Origin of the sequence: Mesorhizobium australicum (assembly GCF_900177325.1) — a bacterium.
GTDB lineage: Bacteria > Pseudomonadota > Alphaproteobacteria > Rhizobiales > Rhizobiaceae > Mesorhizobium_A > Mesorhizobium_A australicum_A.
The window spans coordinates 3,176,135-3,192,745 of record NZ_FXBL01000004.1 but is presented as its reverse complement, the minus strand read 5'-3'; the positions used below and the strand labels follow the sequence as shown (position 1 = coordinate 3,192,745).

Below are 16,611 nucleotides of genomic sequence, written 5' to 3'. Positions count from 1 at the left end.
CTTCTACGCCGCTACCCGCCGCGCAGGCGGCGGCATCCGCATAAGCCAGCGCATCAGCAAAAGCAGCGCCACCGCCGCCAAGCCAGTCGACAGGCCGATCCAGATGCCGACGCCGCCGAAGCCGTAGCGGAAGGCGAGGAGGGCTCCAAGCGGCAGGCCAATCCCCCAATAGCCGATCCCGGCGAAGATCATCGGCACGGTGGTGTCGTGCAGGCCGCGCAACATGCCGCTGCCCACCGCCTGCGCCCCGTCCACGATCTGGAAAAGCGCCGCGTAGGCGAGAAACGACACCCCGATCGCAATCACGGCCGTGTTGGCCGGGTCGTTCACATCGAGGAACAAGCCGATAAGTTCACGCGGGAAGGTGAACATCGTCAGTGCCATCACCGACATGAAAGCGAGCGAAAGGGAATAGGCGGTCCATCCGGCCCGGGTGACGCCTCCGGCATCGCCTGCACCATAGGCTCGGCCGACGCGCACCGTCACCGCCTGTCCGAGGCCGAGCGGCACCATGAAGCTGATCGAGGCGATCTGCAGCGCAATCGCGTGAGCGGCGAGCGAGGGAGCGTTGATGAGGCCCATCAAGAATGCCGAGACGTTGAAGATGGTGACCTCGAACGCGACCATGGCCGCGATCGGCAGGCCCAGCCGCCACAGCGCGCGGAAACGCGGCCAATCCGCCCGCCAGAAGCGGCCGAACAACCGGTAGCGGCCGAATGTGCGGTCGTAGGAGACGACGCCGGCGAGGCCGAGGAACATCAGGAGATTGGACAACGTCGTGGCGAGACCGGAACCGGCGAGGCCCATGGCCGGGAAGCCGAGATGACCGAACATCAGGCACCAGTTGGCAAGCACGTTGAAGCCGACCGCCGCGAAGACAATCGCCAGCGCCCAGCCGGGCCGCTCCAGTGCCGAGATGAACGAGCGCAGAACGACGTAGCCGTAGAAGGGCAGTATGCCCCACATGAGCGTGCGCATGTATTCGCCCGCCGCGGCCGAGAGGTCCGGCTGCTGCCCCATGGCCAGCAATATGCCTTCGGCATTCCAGAGGATCGCCCACATCGGAACAGATACGGCGAACGCCGACCACAGTCCCTGACGGACCGTGCGGCGGATGTCTCTGACCGAATGGCGGCGGCGGCCGAGTTCGCTCGCGATCATCGGCGACGTCGCCAGCATGAGGCCGAGGCCGAACATCAGCGGCGCGAAGTAAAGGTTCGCGCCCAGCGCACCGGCCGCGACCGTGTTGGCGCCAAGGCGTCCCATCATCATGATGTCCGTCGCCGTCATCGCCGTCTGCGCGACGTTGGTAAGCACCATCGGCCACGCGAGCCACAGCGTCGCGCGAATCTCTTCCATCCACGCCGCGCGGGCCGCGCGGCCTTCCAGCACAAGGGTGGACATGACGATCGATCCAGTCTGCTCGACGCGCGGCCATGAGGGAAAACCGCTCACGACGGACTATTCAGCCACGGCACGTCGACAATCCAACGCCATGTGCGACATTGCGCGTGCGATTGCAAGGACGATGGACTGGGCCACGCGACGCCCGGGGAAAGCGTCAGTTCTTCATCCGTCCCGATTCGATCTGCTCGATGCGGTAGCGGATCAGGCGATCCATCCTGTCCGAAAAGTTGATCCGCTCAATGCGGTCGAACCGCTCCTGCTCGGCGTCGTGCCGCGCAAGGAGCCGCTGGATCGTCTCCTGCGCCTTGTCGGCCGCGATCGCGCAGCTCTTCTGCGGCGGCAGCGCCAGCAGCGCGACCTCCATCTGGCGGGCGTGGGAGCGGGCAATGCTGACATGGCTTTCTTCATGTCGCTTGATGTCGCCGGCGAGAGCGCCCCAGATGAGGCGAGTATCCTCGGCCGCGCCCGCTGGTCGCTTCCAGTGCGGGAGGGTGATCTTCGCCTTCACCGTCACGCTTGCCTTCGACACGCGGCATTTCCCATTGCTTTCGTCGTAGTCGAGCCGGTTGACGAACTGCATTTCCGTCGCTCCCGGATGACGCCGGCCGGTGCTCTTGACCGTGGGGCCGCGCGCCGTCAGCTCGTCCTGGAGTTCGGGCAATGTCGCGCCGCCGATGCTGAAGTAGCTGTATGACCGCGATACGCTCGCAGCCTCTGCGACGGCCGCGGACAGGAGAATCGGAAGCGAAAGCGCGGCGGCCAGAACGGTGCGGATCATCATGCCGCGACCATGCGCCAGCCGCCGCCGGACGGCAATCCCGGCTTCCCCTACGTGTTCACGAAGTCGTGATGAATCTCGTTGCATTGCTCCCGATAGTAGGCAACACGTCGATTCCAACGACCGTTAGATAACTATGAAAAAAGCAACCTGGTCACTGGCGCACGATCGGCAGATCGCAATCGGACCGAAATCGGTCGTGATGGGGATCGTGAATGCCACGCCGGATAGCTTTTCCGACGGTGGCCGGACCGAGAGGGTCGAGGATGCCGTCAAGCTGGCGCTGGACCTTCGCGCGGCCGGTGCGGACATCATCGACATCGGCGGCGAATCGACCCGGCCCGATGCGGAGCCGGTGAGCGCGCTCGAGGAGCAGCGGCGCGTGATACCGGTCGTCGAGGCGCTCGCACATCATCGCGATGTCGTCGTGTCGATCGATACTTATCGCGCGGAAACCGCCAGGCTCGCCGTCACCGCGGGCGCCCATATCGTCAACGACATCTGGGGCCTGCAGCACGACGCCGGCATCGCACGGCTCTCTGCCGAAACCGGCTGCGGCCTGGTCGCCATGCACAACGGCCGGGACCGGGACAAGCTTCCCGACCCGATCGATGACCAACTGGCCTACTTCCGACAGACGCTCGAGATCGCGCGCGCCAACGGCGTCCCGGACGAGACGCTTGTCCTCGACCCGGGTTTCGGCTTCGCGAAGGATCCGGCCGAAAACCTGGAGATCATCGCCCGATTCGGTGAACTGCTTCACCTCGGCTACCCGATGCTGGTGGGAACGTCGCGGAAGCGGTTTCTTGGCCATGTCACCGGGCGTCCGGTCGACCAGCGCGACACGGCGACGGCCGTTTCCTGCGCCATCCTCCGGTTACGTGGAGCCTCCATCTTCAGGGTTCATAACGTGGCGGCATGCATCGACGCGCTCAGGCTGGCCGATGCGATCCTGGAGATGCAGAGCGGTTTCCCCGCACCATGAATTATGTGATCCGGCTCAAGAACTGCGCCTTTTTCGCCCGCCATGGGGTCCATGACGAGGAAGAGCGCATGGGACAACGCTTCTATGTCGACGCCGAGCTGGCCGTCGAGGTGCAGGATGCGGTCGAACTGGACAGTGTCGAGGGAACGGTCGACTACGGCGCTGCGTTTCGCGTGATCGAGGAGATCGTGACGGGACGGCGCAGATATCTGATCGAGGCGCTGGCCTCCGACATTGCCAGAGCGCTGTGTGAGCGCTTCGCGCCGATCACCCAAGCCATCATTACCGTCAGAAAGCCGAACGCGCCCGTAAACGGCGTCCTGGATCACGTCGAGGTCACCATTGCCTGGCCACAGTGAAGAGGCCGCCTATCTCGGCCTCGGCGGAAACATCGGCGACCCAAGGGCGGCGATGGCGAAGGCCCTGCGCGCGATCGACGCTGACCGCATGACCAAGGTTATCAAGGTCTCGTCGCTCTACAGCACACCGCCGTGGGGGAAGGTCGACCAACCGAGTTTCCTCAACGCGGTCGCGCAGGTCAGGACGCAGCGGTCGCCGAGGGCGCTGCTCGACCTGTGCCTCGACACCGAAGTCTTTCTCAAGCGGGTCAGAGGCGAGCGATTCGGGCCCAGGCTGATCGACATCGACGTGCTTCTCTACGGAACACGGTCGATCCGGGAGGTTGGGCTGGAAGTGCCGCACCCGCGCATGTTTCTGCGCGCCTTCGTGTTGGTGCCGCTTTCGGACGTCGCCCCGGACCTGACGATCAGGAACGTCAAGGTGTCGAGCTATCTGACCGGGCTCGACACCAGAGGGATCGAGAAGGTGACGGCGGACGGATCGTGGTGGCGGGAGTAGCTACTCGGATGCCACGGTCGCGACCGGCGCTTCGCTGGTCCGCTTCAGGTCCATCGCGATCACGCGGACCATCCGGCTGTCGACGCGGACCGACACGCTGACGTTCATGGAGTCCTTGTTCGGGATCCGCGCGCTCATCGCGCCGTTCAACTGGTTGCGCGAGATGGAGAACGTGACCTTCTTGCCGGCGACCGCGCCCGACACGATGTCGAGGCCTTCGCCCGCCGCGCCGTCGAGGAAGGTTCCCCGATAGCCGCGACCCTTGCGCTCGACCGTCGCGGACATGCGCTGCGAGAAGACGCCAACGCGGCAGGAGCCGTCGAGCGTCATGCCGACCTTGCCCGACGGCGTCGTTCCGTTGAGTCGGCAGGTGAACTTTGTGCCCTTGTACTTGCCGGCAACGATCTCGCCGGGACCGGTCCACACGCCCTGGACCGAGCGGAAGAACTGTTCGTCGCCATCCGCGGCATGGCCCATTGCTGGAGCCAGGAATGCCGGCAGGGCGGCAGCGAGCGAAAGAAGGGCAGTTCGGTTCACGCGCATCATGTCAGATCCGGCAATTCTCGGGAGCGGGGCTGACCGGAGCATGGCCACGAATGGTTAATGCTTCGTCACCCGCCATCGCCTATCCACAATGCGCGAGCGCGGCGCCGGAAGCAAGGTCAAACCTCCCCGCTGCCTGCCGTCTCGCGCTTCCTGGAGGCGAACATGGCGAGCGCGGAGGCGAAATCGCCCATGCTCGGGCGCTTCACCGCGTCGAATGGGAAGGGGCGCGCCGTCTCCATGGCGGCGATGCCGATTCGCACCGTCATCATGCCGTTCACGACGCCTTCTCCGAGCTTCGCCGAGATGCGGGCGGCCAGTCCGTGCCCGAGGAGCTGCTGGATCAGGCTGTCGCCGGCGGCGATCGAACCGGTGACGGCGAGATGCGCAAGCACCGAGCGCGTGAGCCTGAAAAAGCCGAGCGTTCCCGGCCGTCCGCCATAGAGTTCGGACATGCGACGCACCAGCCGGCCCGCTTCCCACAGCACGTAGCCTAGGTCCACGAGTGCGCGCGGGCTCACCGCCGTGACGATCGACACGCGCTTCGCCGCATCGAGAATGAGATCCCTGGCCTTTTCGTCGAGAGGCGCCAGGATTTCAGCCTCGGCGAAACGCACGAAGTCGGCGCCGTCCATCACCTCGCCCTTGAGGTCGACCACGGCCCGGCGGCCGGCCGCGGTTTCCGGCTTCTTGCCGACGAGGACGACCAGGTCGGCCACCGCCGTTCGTGAGGCTCTCGCGTCATTAGTACTGACCGCCAGCCCGGCGCGTTCGCGCAGTGCCTCGACGGAGGAGAGGCGTGCGAGCGCATAGAGCTCGCGCACGAGGATCGCCAGAAATGTCGCCAGAACGGTCGCGGCGAGCCCCATGCCCAGCCAGCCGAGCCAGTCGCTGCGCGAGAACAGGTCGCGGATGAGCCGCTCGGCCCAGAGACCGACCGCGAGGGACAGGAGCGTGCCGAGCGCGCCGAAGAACAGGATGCCCAGCCGCGACGGCGGTCGTGGCTTCAGCGGCGCCGGCGGCGCCAGCGCGTCGAGCCCGTCATTGTCGAAGACGTCGACTTCCGCCGGCACGACGACTGCGACCTCTTCCTTGCGGATCGCCCGCGGCTTGCGCGCCGGTTGCGGGGGAGGCGGCGCCGGCTCGGGTTCCGGCGTCAGGCGAAAGGATGCCGGCTGGCGCGGCTCTGTCATGCCAGTGCGTCTCCGATCAGGAACTGCAGGGCCCGGTCGAGCCGGATGTGCGGGAGCGACAGAGTCAGGCCGTCGGCGGTCCGCTCGAGCCTTGGCGGACGGAAGCGGACGAAGCGGATCGCTGTCTTCTCCGCGTCATCCTTGAAGATCGAATCCGGCCTTCGAGGCAGGTCCCCCGGGAAGATGGCCGTCTCGGTCTCGCCGTCGAATGTCTCGCCGCCGATCGTCTCGCCCTTGAGCGGCGTGCCGATAATCACCGGCAGCGTCTCGCCCCGCTGCTTCACCGTGCCTTCGCGTGTCGCCCGGATCGCGGCCATTGCCAGCACGTCGACCTTGGCACCGGTAAGATCGGCGCGCTGCACCGCTCGTTCGGCCAGCCGGCGCACGATCGCCTGGAGCCTGTCGTGGCTCTCGTGGTGGATCTGGTCGGCCTTGGTCGCCGCCACCAGGATCCGGTCGATTCGGCGCGAGAAGAGGCCGCTGACGAAATTGGTCGAACCCGGCCGGAAGCAGGCGAGGATCTCGGTCAGCGCGCGTTCGAGGTCGGCGACCGCTCCCGGACCTGCGTTAAGGGCCTGCATCGCGTCGATCAGCACGATCTGCCGGTCGAGCCGGGTGATGTGCTCGCGGAAGAACGGCTTCACGACATGCGTCTTGTACGCCTCGTAGCGGCGCTGCATCATGGCATGGAGGGAGCCGTGCCGCGGTTTCGCGCCGGCGAGGCCGGGCAGGGGGGCGAAGGTCAGGGCAGGGGAGCCTTCGAGGTCGCCGGGCATCAGGAAACGACCGGGAGGAAGCGTCGAGAGCGCACGGTGGTCCGCCTTGCAGGCGCGCAGATAGGCGGTGAAGGTCTCGGCCAGACGCCGCGCCGTCATCTCGTCCGCCTCGGCTGTGGGATCGACCGCGCCGGCTTCTCGCAACCAGGCGTCCGAAAGATCAGCCCGCACGTCGAGCGCGGCGAGGTCGAACGAATCCTTCGAGAACTCCTCATAGTCCTTGCCGAGGAGCGGCAGGTCCAGGAGCCATTCGCCCGGATAGTCCACGATGTCGAGCGACAGGCGGCCCGGCGCGAAGGTCCGGCGCCAGCCGGATGCCGATTCGAACTCGATGGTGAGCCTGAGCTCGGAGATCGCGCGGGTCGATTCGGGCCATATGCGGTCCGAAAGCAGGGCGGCCACGTGATCCTCGTACTGGAAGCGCGGCACCGCATCGTCCGGCTGGTGTTCGAGAAAGGCCTTGGTCAGACGCCCCGACTTGGCCGCGTCGAACAGCGGCAGGCGGCCGCCATGAATCAGGTTGTGCACCAGGGCGGAGATGAAGACGGTCTTTCCCGCGCGGGACAATCCGGTAACGCCAAGCCGCAGCGATGGCTTGCCGAAGCCTGTCAGGCGTCCTGCCAGCGTATCGATCGCGATCAGCGCCTCGTCGGTCAGAGTTGTATGCGACGCCAATTCGCCTGCCTCGTCATGCCCCGCCCCGGAGGCGCTGCCGTCCGATATAGGCAAGGCAGCGGGTCATTGGAATGGCCTTGGGCCGCAAGTTCATCCGCCTGGCGTGTAGAAGGCCTCGAGAAAGCCCGTGGACGGCGCGACATCGGCCAGGTTGCCGCGAAAGTCGATCACGGCGAGCCCGCAGGCGGGAAATCCGCTCGACCGGGCGCCCGTCGCATCGTCCTTGCCGTCGGGCGCAAGGGCGAAGCAGACGTCCTCAATCATCGGATTGTGGCCGACGATCATCAGCGAGTCGACCTCGGCATTGTCGCGGATGAAGTTGAGGTAGCCGGTCGCGTCTGTGATGTAGAGCTGGTCGGTGACGATCACGTCCGCGACGGGCAGGTGCCGCACGACCGCGTCCCACGTCTCCCGTGCCCGCCTCGCGGACGAGCAGATGACGCGTTGCGGCAGGACTCGGTCCTTTGCCATCACGGCCCCCATGGCGTCCGCGTCGGCGCGGCCGGTCACGTCGAGAGGGCGATCGAAATCGCGCATTCCGGGCTCGGCCCAGGCCGCGCGCGCATGGCGCAGCAGTAGAAGACGGCTCATTCTGCGCACTCCTCGCTTTCGATGGTCGCCTTGGCTGTGCTTGTGTCATCGTCTAGTGAATGGCGTGAATTCGTGCAATCCACTCTCGACGGCCACTTCGCCGTCCCGGGAGGGCGAAAGAAAAGAACCAGCCGAAACAAGATGTTGCTTGTCCGCAGCCAGCCAGGGCGAGTTGCGACGAAGTGCTCGCGTTGCGATTTTTCAACTGGCGTGACTTTTGCGTGAATGCTCTTGCCTTTCCGCTTGTGCGGTCCCGGTGCCGCGAATATATAGGCGCCCGGGTAGCTGTTTTGGGGTGACTCGATGAGCTTGATCACGGACGTGAACTACATACCCAGTGACGACGAGCCGTTCATGAACGATCGTCAGAAGGCCTACTTCCGCTCCAAGCTGATTGCGTGGAAGGGCGACATCCTCCGTGAGGCCCGCGAGACCCTGGAGGTCCTCCAGCAGGAGAACGCCAACCATCCGGACCTTGCCGACAGGGCTTCTTCCGAAACCGATCGCGCCATCGAGTTGCGCGCGCGGGACCGGCAGCGCAAGCTGATCGCCAAGATCGACGCAGCGTTGCTGCGGTTGGACGAGGGGACGTACGGTTATTGCGAGGAGACCGGCGAGCCGATCTCGCTCAAGCGGCTGGACGCCCGTCCGATCGCCACGTTGTCGATCGAAGCGCAGGAGCGCCACGAGCGCCGCGAAAAGGTCTACCGCGACGACTGAAGCGCGGATTTCGCCGCAGCGCCTGCGCTGAGAAAACCCCTAGGCTTTCTTCGTGATTTCTCCGAGCAGCTTGTTCATCTGCTCGTCGAGGGACGTGTCCGGCTTCTTCGGAGATGCAGATTTCGAGCCGGACGCCGTCTGTTCGAGCGACAATGACAGCTCGTTGAGCAGCGTGTCGTCCAGCGATTTGGCAGGCGGCAGGCGAGATGGAGCGGCGGACGACGCTGGCCTCGAGGGTTCGTAGGGCCTTGGCGTCGTCACGGGCGTCGCAGGCTTTGCCGCGCCGGGCGGCGGCGGTGGAGCAGGCATTGGAATCGTCGGCCGGGGCAGCGTGACGTTGGATGCCGGGGCTACCGGGCGCGGCGGCAGGACCGGTTCGACGGGACGCGGGGCTTCCGCTGGCCGCGATACCGGATGGGGAGCGGGCCGCATCTGCGCGCGGGCGCGTTCCAGCTCGGGCGAGGAATGGGCCGGAGCGGATATCGCCTCGTCATGGTGCTCTGCATGTCGCGCCGGGCGTGACATGACGCGGATGTCGCGCTCGATCACCACGTCGGTCGGTCCGCCGATCAGCACGAGATGTTCCACGTCGTCGCGCCGCACGAGCACAAGGCGTCGCCGGCTGTCGACCGCCGCGGCATCCATGACAGCGAGCCGGGTGCGGCGGTTGCGTCCGCCGGCAACGAAGGTTCCGCCCGAAACGCCGCGAATCAGCCGGATGAGGCCGAGGATCACGACCAGCGCGAGGAGCGCCGCCGCCAGCCACAGTATTGCATTGGCATACCCCTCAGGGAGCGCGTTCTGGATGCTCTCGATCAATCCCATGCCCCGATAACTCCCGCAGGAACCGCAATCTATGCACCCTGAGCGCGATGTCGCAAGGTGCCAGTTTCGTCGGGAAAAACCCCCGTGGCGCGGAACGAGGCCTTTCCGGCATAATCAGAATGTGATTCAAGCGGCCTGCAGGGCGCGCACGCGCCGCCCGGGCGCATGAAGGCTGGGGAAGAATGGCCAAAGAGACAAGCCGCGATTTCTATCCGGCGCCGTTCGTCGACGAGAACTCTCGCCCCGGCGCGGTGACGCGGCTCATCATCTTCATCCTCGTGCTGATCCCGCTCGCAGTCATCTTCCTGATGTTCCGCGAACGGATCGGCGATCCCTTCCTCATCGGCATGCTCGGCATGCTGGCCATGATCGGCGTCGGCTACCTGTTCCTTACGGCGATCGGCTTCGTGCAGTTCGCACCCCGCTCGACCAATGACGAACTATCGAAGGCGTTTGTCGATTCGATGCGGCAGGGCCTGATCGTCACGGATTCGCGCGGCCGCGTCATCTATGCCAACCGCGCCTATGCCGAGATGACCGGCGCGGCTTCGCCGGCCGAGATCAAGACCGTCGAGGGGCTGCTGTCCGACAATCCGGAAGCCGGCTCGACGGTGGTGGGCCTTGCCGCGCAGCTCAAGGACGGACGGGCCGGCGATGGCGAGTTCCGGCTGTCGCAGGCGATCAGGCCGGGCGCCGAGCCTGGCGCGCGCTGGTATCGCGCGCGGGCGCGCACGTTCAACATGCGCTCGCAGCGCAAGCCGCTGTTCGCATGGCAGTTGTCAGACATCTCCGAGGAGCGCGCCGAGCAGGAGCGCTTCTTCCAGGATCTGCAGCAGGCGATCGACCATCTCGACCATGCGCCCGCCGGCTTCTTCTCGGCCGATGCATCCGGCCGCGTCACCTATATCAACGCCACGCTTGCCGAATGGCTGGGGATCGACCTAGCGGGCTTCGTTCCGGGCTCGGTCACGCTTCCGGAGATCGTGGCGGGCGACGGCATGGCGCTGGTGCGCGCGGTGAAGGCCGAACCCGGCGCGACACGCAACGCCGTCATCGATCTCGACCTCGCCACCACCAAGGGCGAGGCGCTGCCGGTACGCTTCATGCACCGCGTCACGGCCAGCCGCGAGGGCGTGCAGGGGGCGACGCGCACGATCGTGCTGAACCGAACACAGGGCGAGGATTCGTCGGCGGATCTCAGGGCTTCCGAGGTGCGCTTCACGCGCTTCTTCAACTCGACCCCGATGGCGATTGCCGGTGTCGACGCCAACGGCCGCATCCTGCGGACGAATGCCCCGTTCCTGATGCTGTTCTCCAGCGTCGTCGATCAGGCGGCCGTCGACCGCCGCACGCGCCTCGACACCGTTATCCATCCGCGCGATCGCGAGGCCTTCGCCGCCGCCATCGATCGCGCCAAGCAGCGCCAGGCCGATATTTCTCCGATCGACACCGTGCTGCCGGATAACGAGGAGCGTCATATGCGCTTCTATGTCAGCGCCGTGGCCGACGGCGGCGGCGCCGACGGTGCGGAGGAGGCCGCGATCGTCTATGCGGTCGAGACGACGGAGCAGAAGGCCCTCGAGGCGCAGATGGCGCAGGGCCAGAAGATGCAGGCCGTCGGACAGCTCGCCGGCGGCATCGCCCACGACTTCAACAACGTGCTCACCGCCATCATCATGGCGTCGGACCTGCTCCTGACCAACCACAGGCCGTCGGATCCGTCCTTCCCGGACATCATGAACATCAAGCAGAACGCCAACCGCGCCGCGTCGCTGGTCCGGCAGCTGCTCGCCTTCTCCCGCCGCCAGACGCTGCGGCCCGAAGTGCTCAACCTCACCGACGTCCTTGCCGACGTTCGGATGCTGCTCACCAGGCTCGTGGGCAGCAACGTCCGGCTCAAGATCGATCACGGCCGCGATCTGTGGCAGGTGAGGGCGGATCTCGGCCAGTTCGAGCAGGTGATCGTCAATCTGGCCGTCAATGCCCGCGATGCGATGCCTGAAGGCGGCGACCTCACGATCCGCAGCAAGAACGTCGCCGCCGCCGAATGCGCCGACTACAGCTACCGTGAGCTCGTGCCCAACGACTATGTCGTGGTCGAGGTGGAAGACAGCGGCACGGGCATCCCGCCGGACGTGCTGAAGAAGATCTTCGAGCCGTTCTTCACCACGAAGGAAGTCGGCAAGGGCACCGGCCTCGGCCTGTCGATGGTCTACGGGATCATCAAACAGACAGGCGGCTACATCTTCTGCGATTCCGAGGTGGGCAAGGGCACAGTGTTCCGCATTTTCCTCCCGCGCTTCGTGCCGGGCGCCGTCGTCGCCGAGCAGTCTGCCGGCGACATCGCGACGACCGAAGCCAAGGCGATCGCGTCGGCCGCCAAGGGGGATGCGCCGAAGGACCTGTCCGGTTCGGCGACCGTGCTCCTGGTCGAGGACGAGGATGCGGTCCGCATGGGCGGCGTGCGCGCGCTGAAATCGCGTGGCTATGAGGTCTACGAGGCCTCATCGGGCGTTGAGGCGCTGGAAATCTACGAGGAACTGGACGGCAAGATCGACATCGTCGTATCCGACGTCGTCATGCCCGAGATGGACGGGCCGACGCTGCTCGGCGAACTGCGCAAGCGCAATCCCGACGTCAAGTTCATCTTCGTGTCCGGCTATGCCGAGGACGCCTTCGCGCGCAACCTGCCGGAGGACGCCAAGTTCGGCTTCCTGCCGAAGCCCTTCTCGCTGAAGCAGCTCGCGACCGTCGTGAAGGACGTGCTGTCAGAATAGCGCAGCGGTTTTGCATATTTGCTAATCAGCCATCACGTCCTGCCTAAAATAGAGGCAGGACGTGCGGCGACTGCGTAAAACTTTCTCACCAAATCGTTAATGCCGTCGCCGTCGGTCATCGCCGACGCCGACCAAGCATGTGCAACAGGCTGATATTCCGCGGCGTCAGCCGCGCAAGCCCGACGTTGCGCCATCTGGCATATCCGTTGCTTCTATTGCTGCGGTGCAACAGGCAACCGCGGAGGTATCAACAATATGAGGGGTTACAATTTGTCATTCAAAGCTCTGGTGACGGCAGGTGCGTTCGCCGCGGGCATGCTCGCGACGTCTTCGGTCTTTGCCCAGGAGGAGACGATCAAGGTCGGCGTCCTGCACTCGCTGTCGGGCACCATGGCGATTTCCGAGACGACGCTGAAGGACACGATGCTGTTCCTCATCGACGAACAGAACAAGAAGGGCGGCCTGCTGGGCAAGAAGCTCGAAGCCGTCGTCGTCGACCCCGCTTCCGATTGGCCGCTCTTTGCCGAAAAGGCGCGTGAGCTGATCTCCGTGAACAAGGTCTCGGCCGTCTTCGGCTGCTGGACCTCAGTGTCGCGCAAGTCGGTCCTGCCGGTGTTCGAGGAACTGAACAACATCCTGTTCTATCCGGTGCAGTACGAAGGCGAGGAAAGCCAGCGCAACGTCTTCTACACGGGTGCAGCGCCGAACCAGCAGGCGATTCCCGCCGTCGACTACCTGATGAACGACGAAGGCGTCGAGCGCTGGGTTCTGGCCGGCACCGACTACGTCTATCCGCGCACGACCAACAAGATCCTCGAAGCCTATCTCCAGGCGAAGGGCGTCAAGGCCGAAGACATCATGATCAACTACACGCCGTTCGGTCATTCCGACTGGCAGACGATCGTGTCCGACATCAAGAAGTTCGGCTCGGCCGGCAAGAAGACCGCCGTTGTGTCGACCATCAACGGTGACGCCAACGTGCCGTTCTACAAGGAACTCGGCAACCAGGGCATCAAGGCCGAGGACATCCCAGTCGTGGCCTTCTCGGTCGGCGAGGAAGAACTGGCCGGTCTCGACACCGCTCCGCTCGTCGGCCACCTGACTGCCTGGAACTACTTCCAGTCCGTCGACACGCCGGAAAACACCGCCTTCATCGATTCCTGGCGCGCTTTCATCAAGAACGACAAGCGCGTCACCAACGACCCGATGGAAGCGCATGTGATCGGCTTCAACATGTGGGTCAAGGCGGTCGAGAAGGCCGGCACCACCGATCCGGACGCGGTCATCGACGCGCTGATCGGCGTGTCCGTGCCGAACCTGACCGGCGGCTACTCGACGATGATGCCGAACCACCACATCACCAAGCCGGTGCTGATCGGCGAGATCCAGGCCGACGGCCAGATGTCGACCGTGTGGCAGACCTCGGGCCTCGTGGTCGGCGACGAGTGGTCCGACTACCTGCCGGACTCGAAGGACCTGATCTCCGACTGGCGCGCGCCGATGTCGTGCGGAAACTTCAACGTCGCCACCGGCAAGTGCGGCGGCAAGGGCGTGAACTGATCCCCGATTGGGATCGGCCCAATATCGTTCCGGGCGGCAAGCCCGCCCGGAACAAACTCCCGCAACACAGATGAGCGGTCGAGAATTGATGAGATATTTCAGGGCGATCGGTCTGGTGCTGGGCGTGCTGGCCATGATGGTCTCTGCCGCCTCGGCCGACGACACCTCGATACGGGCGACGATCGCGAAGTTCGCGACGGCGAAGAATTTCAACGAGACGGGGCAGATCGTCCGCGAACTGGGCGCCACCGGCGAAGCGCGGGTCGAGCCTCTCCTGATTGCGCTGGGCGAAGGCAATGTCGCGTTCCGCAAATCCGATCAGGCCGTCTTCATCGTAAAGGAGAGCGGCCAGGCGGGCAGCCTGCTCGACCCGCTGACAGGCGAGGCGGCCGGCGAGGAGCCGAAGGCGGCTTATACCAAGATCAAGGTCAACAACTCGCTGCGCCGCGCCATCCGCGACGCGATCGGAGCGCTTACGCTCGGTGCGGAAGATCCCGCCGTGCGCCTGACGGCCGCGACGACGATGTTCCTCAATCCGGATGCGGCGAACCTCGAAGCCATCGAAGCCGCGATCGCGTCGGAAAGCGATGCGACGGTCAAGGCGAAACTGGAAGACGCCCGCGCCTCCGCGATTCTGGTCTCCGACCGTCCTGATGCTGAAAAGCTCGCAGCCGTCGAGCTGCTCGGAAAGCGCGGCGACCGCAACACGCTGTCCCTGCTGACGGCCTACGGTTCGAAGGCGCAGGGCGAGCTCAAGACTGCCGTCGATAGCGCCATCCAGCGCATCAACGATTCGCTTGCCCTGTGGCAGGCCGGCCAGAACATCTGGTACGGCATTTCGCTCGGCTCGGTCCTCCTTCTCGCCGCGATCGGCCTCGCCATCACCTTCGGCGTGATGGGCGTCATCAACATGGCGCATGGCGAGATGGTGATGCTCGGCGCCTACACGACCTTTGTCGTGCAGGAGGTGATCCGCACCAGCGCGCCGGGCCTGTTCGACTGGTCGCTCGCGATCGCGTTGCCGCTCGCCTTCCTCGTTTCGGGTGCCGTGGGTCTCGCGATCGAGCGCGGCATCATCCGCTTCCTCTATGGCCGACCTCTGGAAACGCTGCTCGCGACCTGGGGCGTCTCGCTGATCCTCCAGCAGGCGGTGCGCACCATTTTCGGGCCAACGAACCAGCAGGTCGGCAACCCATCGTGGATGTCCGGAGCTTTCGAGGTCGGCCAGCTGGCCATCACCTGGAACCGGCTCTGGATCGTCCTGTTCACGCTCGCGGTGTTTGGCATCCTGCTCTTCGTGATGAACAGGACGCCGTGGGGACTGCATATGCGGGCCGTCACCCAGAACAGGCGCATGGCGGCCTCGATGGGCATCCGCACACCCTGGGTCGATGCCTTTACCTTCGCGCTCGGCTCCGGCATCGCGGGCATTGCCGGCGTCGCGCTGAGCCAGATCGACAACGTGTCGCCGAACCTCGGCCAAGGCTACATCATCGACAGTTTCATGGTCGTGGTGTTTGGCGGCGTCGGCAATCTCTGGGGCACGCTGGTCGGCGCCTTCTCGCTGGGCATCGTCAACAAGTTCCTCGAGCCCTATGCGGGCGCGGTGCTCGGCAAGATCATCGTGCTCGTCCTCATCATCCTGTTCATCCAGAAGCGCCCGCGCGGCCTGTTCGCGCTGAAGGGCAGGGCGGTGGAAGCATGATCCTGTCCCGCCTCTTCGCCGACGGCTTCTCGCGCCGCATCGTCATCACCATTCTGGTCCTGCTCGCGATCGCGGTGCTGGTGCCCATCCTGCACCTCGCCGTGCCGCCGACGAGCGCCTTCCACGTGCCTGCCTATGCTGTTGCGCTGGTCGGCAAATACCTAACCTATGCGCTGCTCGCCCTCGCGCTTGACCTGGTCTGGGGCTATTGCGGCATCCTCTCGCTCGGCCACGGCGCCTTCTTCGCGCTCGGCGGCTACGCGATGGGCATGTATCTGATGCGCCAGATCGGCGACCGCGGCGTCTACGGCAATCCGATCCTGCCGGACTTCATGGTGTTCCTGAACTGGAAGGAATTGCCCTGGTTCTGGTACGGCTTCGACCAGTTCTGGTTCGCCGCGATCATGGTGATGCTCGTTCCGGGCCTTCTCGCCTTCGTCTTCGGCTGGTTCGCCTTCCGCAGCCGCGTCACCGGCGTCTATCTCTCGATCATCACGCAGGCGATGACCTATGCACTGCTGCTCGCCTTCTTCCGCAACGACATGGGATTCGGCGGCAACAATGGACTGACCGACTTCAAGGATATCCTGGGCTTCAACGTGCAGGCCGGCGGCACGCGTGCGGCGCTGTTTGCCGCAAGTGCGATCGCACTGGCGCTCGGCGTGGCGCTGACGGCCGCGATCGTCTCGTCCAAATACGGCAAGCTGCTCGTCGCCGTACGCGACGCGGAGCCGCGCACGCGCTTTCTGGGCTGGCGGCCGGAGAACGTGAAGCTGTTCGCCTTCACCGTCTCCGCCGTCATGGCCGGCGTGGCGGGCGCGCTCTACGTGCCGCAGGTCGGCATCATCAATCCCGGCGAATTCGATCCGGCGAACTCGATCGAGGTCGTAGTCTGGACCGCTGTGGGTGGGCGCGGCACGATCGTCGGTCCGATCATCGGCGCGGTGCTGGTCAATCTCGGCAAGACCTTCTTCACCGGCTGGCTGCCCGAATACTGGCTGTTCGCGCTCGGCGGCCTGTTCATCTTCGTCACGCTGTTCCTGCCGCGCGGCATCATTGGCACGTGGGATCACTGGCGCAAGGCGGGCAAGGACAAGCGCGTCGCGGCACGCACGCCGACCGGCGGCGCGCCGGAGCCCGTCGTGCGGGCCGCGCCGCGTCCGGAAGCCAAGGACGGCCCCGCGCTCGGCGCCGCCGAACCCCAGCCGGCGGAGTAGG

At 65.3% G+C, this 16,611-nt stretch carries 15 protein-coding genes; 8 read left to right on the top strand and 7 right to left on the bottom strand.

Features of this window, described 5'->3' with window-relative positions; genetic code table 11:
- Positions 1-3 precede the first annotated feature (3 nt).
- Complete coding sequence (locus B9Z03_RS18245; RefSeq protein ID WP_085465513.1) at positions 4-1,404, bottom strand: MATE family efflux transporter; 1,401 nt, start codon at positions 1,402-1,404, stop codon at positions 4-6.
- A gap of 157 nt (positions 1,405-1,561) precedes the next feature.
- On the bottom strand, positions 1,562-2,188 hold the full coding sequence (locus B9Z03_RS18240) for a DUF922 domain-containing Zn-dependent protease (RefSeq protein ID WP_085465512.1): 627 nt from the start codon (positions 2,186-2,188) through the stop codon (positions 1,562-1,564).
- A 133-nt stretch (positions 2,189-2,321) separates the two neighbouring features.
- Here B9Z03_RS18240 and folP point away from each other — a divergent pair, with 133 nt between their 5' ends.
- From folP to folK, 3 genes are read left to right on the top strand one after another with little or no spacing between them, the layout of a single operon-like run.
- Positions 2,322-3,170: a dihydropteroate synthase gene (folP, locus tag B9Z03_RS18235; protein WP_085465511.1), complete on the top strand. Its 849-nt coding sequence runs from the start codon at positions 2,322-2,324 to the stop codon at positions 3,168-3,170.
- A complete protein-coding gene (gene folB / locus B9Z03_RS18230) occupies positions 3,167-3,529 on the top strand; it encodes a dihydroneopterin aldolase (protein WP_085465510.1) in 363 nt (120 codons plus the stop codon). The genes folP and folB overlap by 4 nt, the downstream gene beginning before the upstream one ends.
- On the top strand, positions 3,513-4,028 hold the full coding sequence (folK, locus tag B9Z03_RS18225; RefSeq protein WP_085465509.1) for a 2-amino-4-hydroxy-6-hydroxymethyldihydropteridine diphosphokinase: 516 nt from the start codon (positions 3,513-3,515) through the stop codon (positions 4,026-4,028). Before folB ends, folK begins: the two co-directional genes overlap by 17 nt.
- Here the strand turns inward: folK and B9Z03_RS18220 are convergent, their stop codons facing one another.
- From B9Z03_RS18220 to B9Z03_RS18205, 4 genes are all read right to left on the bottom strand, one after another.
- The gene (locus B9Z03_RS18220) at positions 4,029-4,574 is read right to left on the bottom strand and encodes a hypothetical protein (RefSeq protein ID WP_085465508.1); all 546 of its coding nucleotides are present in this window, start codon (positions 4,572-4,574) and stop codon (positions 4,029-4,031) included.
- 116 nt (positions 4,575-4,690) lie between these two features.
- On the bottom strand, positions 4,691-5,764 hold the full coding sequence (locus tag B9Z03_RS18215; protein ID WP_085465507.1) for a YcjF family protein: 1,074 nt from the start codon (positions 5,762-5,764) through the stop codon (positions 4,691-4,693).
- Positions 5,761-7,215, bottom strand: a complete 1,455-nt coding sequence (locus B9Z03_RS18210; RefSeq protein WP_085465506.1) for a YcjX family GTP-binding protein — start codon at positions 7,213-7,215, stop codon at positions 5,761-5,763. The genes B9Z03_RS18215 and B9Z03_RS18210 overlap by 4 nt, the downstream gene beginning before the upstream one ends.
- A 90-nt stretch (positions 7,216-7,305) precedes the next feature.
- Complete coding sequence (locus tag B9Z03_RS18205) at positions 7,306-7,806, bottom strand: SixA phosphatase family protein (RefSeq protein ID WP_085465505.1); 501 nt, start codon at positions 7,804-7,806, stop codon at positions 7,306-7,308.
- 303 nt (positions 7,807-8,109) lie between these two features.
- Between B9Z03_RS18205 and dksA the strand changes: the two genes are divergently transcribed.
- The gene (gene dksA, locus B9Z03_RS18200) at positions 8,110-8,526 is read left to right on the top strand and encodes an RNA polymerase-binding protein DksA (protein ID WP_085465504.1); all 417 of its coding nucleotides are present in this window, start codon (positions 8,110-8,112) and stop codon (positions 8,524-8,526) included.
- A gap of 39 nt (positions 8,527-8,565) precedes the next feature.
- Here the strand turns inward: dksA and B9Z03_RS18195 are convergent, their stop codons facing one another.
- Positions 8,566-9,351: a flagellar biosynthetic protein FliO gene (locus tag B9Z03_RS18195; RefSeq protein WP_139832319.1), complete on the bottom strand. Its 786-nt coding sequence runs from the start codon at positions 9,349-9,351 to the stop codon at positions 8,566-8,568.
- 182 nt (positions 9,352-9,533) lie between these two features.
- Between B9Z03_RS18195 and cckA the strand changes: the two genes are divergently transcribed.
- From cckA to urtC, 4 genes are all read left to right on the top strand, one after another.
- Positions 9,534-12,128 carry a cell cycle histidine kinase CckA gene (cckA, locus tag B9Z03_RS18190; RefSeq protein WP_085465503.1) on the top strand — a complete coding sequence of 865 codons (2,595 nt, stop codon included), beginning with the start codon at positions 9,534-9,536 and terminating at the stop codon, positions 12,126-12,128.
- A gap of 315 nt (positions 12,129-12,443) precedes the next feature.
- Positions 12,444-13,688 carry an urea ABC transporter substrate-binding protein gene (gene urtA, locus B9Z03_RS18185; RefSeq protein ID WP_432417041.1) on the top strand — a complete coding sequence of 415 codons (1,245 nt, stop codon included), beginning with the start codon at positions 12,444-12,446 and terminating at the stop codon, positions 13,686-13,688.
- Between the two features lie 88 nt (positions 13,689-13,776).
- Positions 13,777-15,393, top strand: a complete 1,617-nt coding sequence (gene urtB / locus B9Z03_RS18180) for an urea ABC transporter permease subunit UrtB (protein ID WP_085465502.1) — start codon at positions 13,777-13,779, stop codon at positions 15,391-15,393.
- Positions 15,393-16,610 (top strand): urea ABC transporter permease subunit UrtC, encoded by a 1,218-nt coding sequence (gene urtC, locus B9Z03_RS18175; protein ID WP_432417040.1) that lies wholly within the window; start codon positions 15,393-15,395, stop codon positions 16,608-16,610. The genes urtB and urtC overlap by 1 nt, the downstream gene beginning before the upstream one ends.
- Position 16,611 lies beyond the last annotated feature (1 nt).

Bases quoted from the DNA above. Each gene is read 5' to 3' on its own strand.
- B9Z03_RS18245 (WP_085465513.1), bottom strand. From the start codon at position 1,404: ATGTCCACCCTTGTGCTGGAAGGCCGCGCGGCCCGCGCGGCGTGGATG.
- B9Z03_RS18240 (WP_085465512.1), bottom strand. From the start codon at position 2,188: ATGATGATCCGCACCGTTCTGGCCGCCGCGCTTTCGCTTCCGATTCTC.
- folP (WP_085465511.1), top strand. From the start codon at position 2,322: ATGAAAAAAGCAACCTGGTCACTGGCGCACGATCGGCAGATCGCAATC.
- folB (WP_085465510.1), top strand. From the start codon at position 3,167: ATGAATTATGTGATCCGGCTCAAGAACTGCGCCTTTTTCGCCCGCCAT.
- B9Z03_RS18220 (WP_085465508.1), bottom strand. From the start codon at position 4,574: ATGATGCGCGTGAACCGAACTGCCCTTCTTTCGCTCGCTGCCGCCCTG.
- B9Z03_RS18215 (WP_085465507.1), bottom strand. From the start codon at position 5,764: ATGACAGAGCCGCGCCAGCCGGCATCCTTTCGCCTGACGCCGGAACCC.
- B9Z03_RS18205 (WP_085465505.1), bottom strand. From the start codon at position 7,806: ATGAGCCGTCTTCTACTGCTGCGCCATGCGCGCGCGGCCTGGGCCGAG.
- dksA (WP_085465504.1), top strand. From the start codon at position 8,110: ATGAGCTTGATCACGGACGTGAACTACATACCCAGTGACGACGAGCCG.
- B9Z03_RS18195 (WP_139832319.1), bottom strand. From the start codon at position 9,351: ATGGGATTGATCGAGAGCATCCAGAACGCGCTCCCTGAGGGGTATGCC.
- cckA (WP_085465503.1), top strand. From the start codon at position 9,534: ATGGCCAAAGAGACAAGCCGCGATTTCTATCCGGCGCCGTTCGTCGAC.
- urtA (WP_432417041.1), top strand. From the start codon at position 12,444: ATGCTCGCGACGTCTTCGGTCTTTGCCCAGGAGGAGACGATCAAGGTC.
- urtB (WP_085465502.1), top strand. From the start codon at position 13,777: ATGAGATATTTCAGGGCGATCGGTCTGGTGCTGGGCGTGCTGGCCATG.